This is a genomic window from Pontibacter arcticus (assembly GCF_003284895.1).
Lineage (GTDB): Bacteria > Bacteroidota > Bacteroidia > Cytophagales > Hymenobacteraceae > Pontibacter > Pontibacter arcticus.
This window is the reverse complement of sequence record NZ_QMDV01000003.1, coordinates 734505-740602: the sequence shown is the minus strand read 5'-3', so window position 1 is coordinate 740602 and position 6098 is coordinate 734505. Positions and strand designations below refer to the sequence as shown.

Genomic DNA, 6098 nt, shown 5'->3' with positions numbered 1-6098 from the left:
CTTCCCACATTAAAAACAGCACAGGCAGAAGAGTGATCTTCTGCCTGTGCTGTTTGAAGTATAACCTATATTAAAGTTTTCTGGTCGGGGCCACGTCGTTGTAGGTGGCATTCTCGTTTCCTACCCGCACCTCATCCACAAAGAGCCTGCGCTTGGTGGTGGCGGTGTCCCAGTTGCGCTTGTAGATGCCGTATTTGAAGAAAGGTATCTTCTGGTCGTTGTAGCTGTTGGGGCCTTTGTGGTTGACCACCAGTTTGCCATCCATCCATACCTGAATCAGGCCGTCTTCCTTGTAGGAGTAGTTGATGTGGTAGACAAAGTCCGCCCACTTGTCTTTGGGCAGCAGGCCCAGGTCAAACTTTAATTCTCCGTCCCGGGTGGCATCCGTGTGGATCGGGGCAGAGGCCCACTTCACACCCAGCTTTAAGCGGCCCTTGGAGACAAACAATTCAATAGGTGGGTTGTGTGCCTCCTCGCCCGCATCGTGCTGGCTCCAGAACTGGGTGATGATCTCCCAGTCATTGGAGGTGCTCCAGTCCGAGGATGGCAGATACAGGCTCAGCCCGTACCAGCGGTGACGGTTGGTTTCAGCATTACGACTGGCCGCCTCCGAGCGGATCACGCCTGCGGCGGCATCGGCCTTGAGCATCTCAAACTTACCTGAACGCGTTCCTTTCTTTGCCTTCTCGGCGGAGGCATCAAAGCTGTAGAGCCTGGAGGACTGCATCTTGTAGAAGGCACTGTAGTTGCCCGAAATGAAATCGGCCAGTTCAGGGGTTTCAAAGCGCTCTTCTACCAGCAGGTTTTTGCGGTACGTCTCTACTGAAGAGATAACAGATTGCTGCTGCTGGCTTACCTCGCCTGCAATGGACTGGCTAACGCTTGGAGCGGCCACTTCGGACTGCTCACATGAAATTGTAAAAAACGAAACGAGGGCGGCGGCTAAAAGTTGGGTGCGTTTCATAAAAAGTCTGTTTTAAAAATAAGTAGTAAAAAATTAAACAAATAGTAATTATTAAGTTATTGAAAATTGAATAATATTAGGTTATCAGTAATAAAAATGTAAATACAAATAAGCTTTTTTTAATTAATATCGGATTACTTAAGTAGAAATTTAATTAGAAAATAATATAACTATTTAAATAATAAGCTTCCGTTTTATTGCTTATAAACTGATAGACAACGTCGAGATATAATTAATTTCATTTTTTAAAAAAAAAGTAAGATTCATGTAACTTTCCTATTACATTATAACTTAAGTACAAAATACAGGCAATTTAGACCCTAAACAGGAGTAAACACTTAACAAATCTAGGCTAACCAACCAACAACATGCCCTTTATCACCAAAGTTTAAACATCATTACAAATTGAACATTTTGCTATAACACTCTTAACTAATATTACCTGCATTACTAATACTTTTTTAAGTAAAAACTCTTAATACCTTAACATTATATTTATAACTATTTTTATAAAATTATATTAATATTAAAAAATAGCCAGCTATTATGTTGGTGTCGATAGTATGAAGTGAAACTGTCTGGTTCAGCCAGCGCCACAATAGTAATGCAGTAAGCCGGCACTTAATAGTATGGGTATAAAGAAGAGAGCGGAGTGTAACTCTTCAGGCTGATCACATTGCGCATGAAAAGGGTAAAATTGGGGAACGTTGAGAAACGCTGTTTTCATAAAATAACAAGCGTTCTTTCGTGGCATATCAACCAAAAGCTTACGCTTGCTTCTTAATCGTTAAGCGTTATAACACAAACCTGACACCAATCCCGCTGGATGAGGCAGCCTAATTAGGGCTTTATAAAAAGAAGGGTTTGTGCTATGGCGTTTTATAGAAACATTGAAATAGCGCTGATTCGAGTGGATTTTAGTAGTAAAGCAGTGAACCAGGGTACTAATCTTTCCCTCTTATATTGGTTAAGGAACATATCAAAACATTAGTTTTTTGAGTTGTCCGAATCAGGCTTAATTTACGGGCAAGGCTTTGATAAAAATCAACAACAATGCATGTCCTGTAGCATGCTTATAGCCTCCTACGCTTCTACCTCCACGAATCAATCCTTAGCTGTTGGCACGTATAAAGAAAGCCTGAAAGATGCTGTGGAAAATATATTTTCTGACCAAAGAAGACGTACTGTCCTGTCTTGGCATCTGAATTCAGGACGTAGCTAAACGGATTATTAATGTTACTTTATTAAAAATTTCATTGACGCCCCAAACCTGCTGCTACCTATGTTACAACTGGAATTAATTTTTCATAATGACGCTCTTACTGTTGAAGTAGATCTGGCTAAAAAATTTATTAAGGGCGTCTGGTTACGGCAACCTACCAGTAAGGAATTTAGAAAGTATATCTCCCTGGTCACAGAATACGCCTTGGCACAAAACATCACCCTTGCCCTGTACGATATACGCCAGCGCTCGTACATGGAATATTGCGACCAGAACTGGACCCTGAAGGAAATCTTTCCGCTGTTTGAAGACAAATTTAAAAAGCTAGCCTATTTAACTTCGTTAGAGAGTCTGGATCTGATGGATACATTGCGCCTGCAGGAAGCCCAATACACTGCTAAGTATCCGAATAAAACCTTTCAGATCGAGCATTTCCTGGAAGAGGAAAAGGCACTCGAATGGCTTTTTGAATAATGGGAATCATGCAAACTCCTCCTCATTTTTTATTCTAATTAATATTAGCCACTTTAACATGCTGAGAACTTTTTATCTCCCGGCAAAAACTACAAGCATTTAATCGCATGCTAACTACAGTCTATTTTAACCTGTTAGACAACCCACATGAGCCTCTATAGATCATTTGAAACAGAAAGGTTGATTTTAAAGCCCACTTCTGAAGAAGATGCAGCTTTTATCTTCGAATTATTGAACACTCCTAAATGGAAAAAATTTATAGGAGACCGAAATGTGAATACGATTGAGGAAGCGAAGAATTATATTCAAATTAAATTTCGCCCCCAATTAAAAAGGCTTGGTTATTCAACTTACACTGTCATCCGGAAAACAGACCATGCAAAAATGGGTATCTGCGGACTATATGACAGAGAAGGAATAGAAGGGATCGACATTGGATTTGCCTTTCTTTCAGCATACGAGCACATGGGTTATGCTTTTGAAGCTGCTCACGAACTCAAACGAGCTGGCATTGAAGAATTTGGAATAGCCAGTTTAAAAGCAATTACAGCTAAAGAGAATGTGTCTTCCCAAAAACTCCTGATTAAGCTGGGATTTATATTTAAGAAACTGGTGATCTTACCAAATAGTGAAGAAGAATTGCTGCTTTATGAATTTACAAACGAACATTCTATAAAGTAGACTGAAAGGATACAATAGGAAAAAGGGCTAAAACAAGAAAGCCAGATAACATTTTGTTATCTGGCTTTCTGCTTAATGTGACCCCGTTTGGATTCGAACCAAAGACCTACTGCTTAGAAGGCAGTTGCTCTATCCAGCTGAGCTACGGGGCCAGCGCTTAATGGAGTTTTAAAAACTTCCTTAAACAAAAAATTCGGAATCTCTTCCGAATTTTTATTGTCGGGGTGGCAGGATTCGAACCTACGACCTCCACATCCCAAATGTGGCGCGATACCGGGCTACGCTACACCCCGAACTATACACTCAGAACCGGTAATACTTTGCAGTGTTTATCTCTGAATGCGATGCAAAAGTAAGCGATTATTTTAAATAGTCAAAACTTTTTTAAAATTTATTTTCGCTTGCGGAGGGGGGGGGATTCGAACCCCCGGTACCCTTACGAGTACGGCAGTTTAGCAAACTGCTGGTTTCAGCCACTCACCCACCTCTCCGGGCCTCTTTCTGCTAAAGAGTATGCAAACTTACAACTTTACCCGTAACTGAGCAATACTCTCACGTAAATTTTAAAGCCTGAACCCAGTATTTATACTTGAAAACAACCTGGCATTCGTGTAAGTGATTGATAGTATTAGAATTGGGAAGAAGAAAAAATTTGAAAAAATATCTGATTTTTTTGCTCCAGGCCCTTAAAAGCAAGCCACAGGTAAGCGTAAGCTACATTAACGTGCACAGCAAAGTAGTTTAAGTACAGCCAGCTTTAGTATATTTGCTAGCACAAGCGCTTCCTTTAATCTCAGAAATGACCTGGTACCAATCCATTACCCTGCTCGAAATCCTGTTCGGCACCTTATTTATAGGGCTGTATGCAGGTTTTATGTTCCGGGTAATGCGCGTGTCCAATTTCTTTAAGCTGCGGCCGCACGGCATCTGGATCAAATTTGTACTGCGCCATCTCTATGTAGCCCTGATCATTATTGCCATACTTGGCCCCTCGTTCGGTGCCATGAAAAAAGAGATCAAAACCATTGGCAAGGATCTATACATTGCGGTGGACTTGTCGCAATCGATGAACGCGACGGATGTGCAGCCTTCTCGCCTCGAGAAGACCAAACACGAACTGCTCCGCCTGATCCAGCGCTTTAACTCTGACAGAATCGGGTTGATGATTTTTTCTTCGGAAGCCTTTATACATAGCCCGCTTACCTACGACCAGAGTGCCTTACAGCTTTTCACCAGAACACTGCACACGGACCTACTGCCACACCACACCACGAATTTTGAGGCGGTACTACAATTAACGTTGGATAAATTTCAGCAGAACCCCGCTCTTGAAACCGAAGAACAAAAGGCCCGTGTGCTGGTGCTGATAAGCGATGGTGAAAATTTTGGCGAAGACGTAGCGCAACTGGCCGAACAACTGAAAGAACAGAATATCCGTGTGTTTACGTTGGGAGTTGGCACGCCGGAGGGCGGACGAATTCCGGTGGGCAACCGGTTTAAGCGCGATAGTGAAGGCAAGATGGTGGTAACACAGCTGAACGCTACGGCCATGCAGGAACTGGCTGAACTGACCGACGGCGAATATTTTGAAGTGAACAACCGCGTAAGCGAAGTTAATAAGCTCATCAGTGCAATTAACAACATTGAAGGCGAACTGCGCGAAAGCAAAACCATTGATGTAACAGCTAATAAGTATATTTACCCGCTCGCGCTGGCCCTGTTGCTTATTGCCCTGGATGGTTTGCTGGCTGTTAAACTGATCCGGATATGAAGCTTTTACTTTACGGCATCTTGCTTATCAGCTTGTTTTCGGGTGGATTAAATACCATCACGAAGATAAACCAGTATGCCAAACAAGCTGCCGCAGACTATAAACGAGCGGATTATCTGAGTGCGATCACCACGTATAATTATCTCCTGTACGACCTCGAAGTAGAAGACGACCAACTGCAGTTAAACCTGGCGCACGCCTATTACCGGTCCGGGCAAATGGAGAAAGCCCAGCAGGAATACCAGCTGCTGGCCGACCATCCGTCGAGTCACTTGCGGGCCGTAGTGCATTTGCAGCTTGGTAACATTGCCAGCACCCAGCACAAGTATAAATACGCGCTGGCTTTATATAAGCAAGCATTAATCGTAGAGCCATCCAACGAAACGGCACGCTATAACTACGAATTGCTGAAAAAGTACCTCGAGCTTCATCCTGAAAAAGCGCAGGACGAAACGGCACAAAACCAACCTGAAGACGACGACCAAAGCGATAGTTTAGCGGGTCCGCCGCCGGCAGCTGATGAGTTGCAACCTCAGCCTAAGAAAAACCCCGACGACCAGGGCACGGAGGAAGAAGAAACAGACACGCCTGCTGCGGATGAAAATGGTACAGACAAGCAACCAGGAGGCACCTCTGAAAACCAGCAGGCCGAGAAAGAGCGTGAAGAAAAGAGCGGCCGCAACCCGGGCGATGAACTGGGCCAGAACCCCGACAGCAATTTTGACCCGAACCAGCCACAGAAACGCGCCGGTGCAGAAAGCATAACAGAAAATGATACGCAGGCACAAACGCAAAGCAACCTCCGGAAGCAACCCAAACTATCGCCGGACAAAGCAAAATTACTGCTCGATGCCATGCGGAACGTAGAACTACAGTACCTGCAGCAGTTGCCTAAAAAAGCAACCAAAAAGCCCGACCCTTCCCTACCCGACTGGTAAGTATAAAGTAAGTTTACACTTGTTCTATGAAGTATAAAGCTGAACAGG

Annotated in this window: 5 protein-coding genes and 3 tRNA genes; 4 read left to right on the top strand and 4 right to left on the bottom strand. The window is 43.5% G+C overall.

Annotation, left to right across the window (positions count from 1 at the left end; genetic code table 11):
- Window positions 1-70: 70 nt before the first annotated feature.
- Entirely contained in the window at window positions 71-964 is an 894-nt protein-coding gene (locus DP923_RS12730; RefSeq protein ID WP_112304832.1) for a polysaccharide lyase, read from the bottom strand.
- A 1282-nt stretch (window positions 965-2246) separates the two neighbouring features.
- On the opposite strand from DP923_RS12730, the gene DP923_RS12725 reads away from it, so the two are divergent.
- Window positions 2247-2660, top strand: coding sequence for a hypothetical protein (locus DP923_RS12725; protein ID WP_112306214.1), 414 nt, complete (start codon window positions 2247-2249; stop codon window positions 2658-2660).
- 147 nt (window positions 2661-2807) lie between these two features.
- Window positions 2808-3341 (top strand): GNAT family N-acetyltransferase, encoded by a 534-nt coding sequence (locus tag DP923_RS12720; protein WP_112306213.1) that lies wholly within the window; start codon window positions 2808-2810, stop codon window positions 3339-3341.
- 78 nt (window positions 3342-3419) lie between these two features.
- On the opposite strand, the gene DP923_RS12715 is transcribed toward DP923_RS12720, so the two are convergent.
- The 3 genes from DP923_RS12715 to DP923_RS12705 form a co-directional block, all read right to left on the bottom strand.
- Window positions 3420-3493, bottom strand: a tRNA-Arg gene (locus DP923_RS12715).
- A 67-nt stretch (window positions 3494-3560) separates the two neighbouring features.
- A tRNA-Pro gene (locus DP923_RS12710) sits at window positions 3561-3634 on the bottom strand.
- A 111-nt stretch (window positions 3635-3745) separates the two neighbouring features.
- Window positions 3746-3832, bottom strand: a tRNA-Ser gene (locus tag DP923_RS12705).
- 308 nt (window positions 3833-4140) lie between these two features.
- Between DP923_RS12705 and DP923_RS12700 the strand changes: the two genes are divergently transcribed.
- Together DP923_RS12700 and DP923_RS12695 are read left to right on the top strand one after the other, a co-directional pair.
- Window positions 4141-5112: a VWA domain-containing protein gene (locus DP923_RS12700; protein ID WP_112306212.1), complete on the top strand. Its 972-nt coding sequence runs from the start codon at window positions 4141-4143 to the stop codon at window positions 5110-5112.
- A complete protein-coding gene (locus DP923_RS12695) occupies window positions 5109-6050 on the top strand; it encodes an aerotolerance protein (protein WP_112306211.1) in 942 nt (313 codons plus the stop codon). Before DP923_RS12700 ends, DP923_RS12695 begins: the two co-directional genes overlap by 4 nt.
- Window positions 6051-6098: the final 48 nt, after the last annotated feature.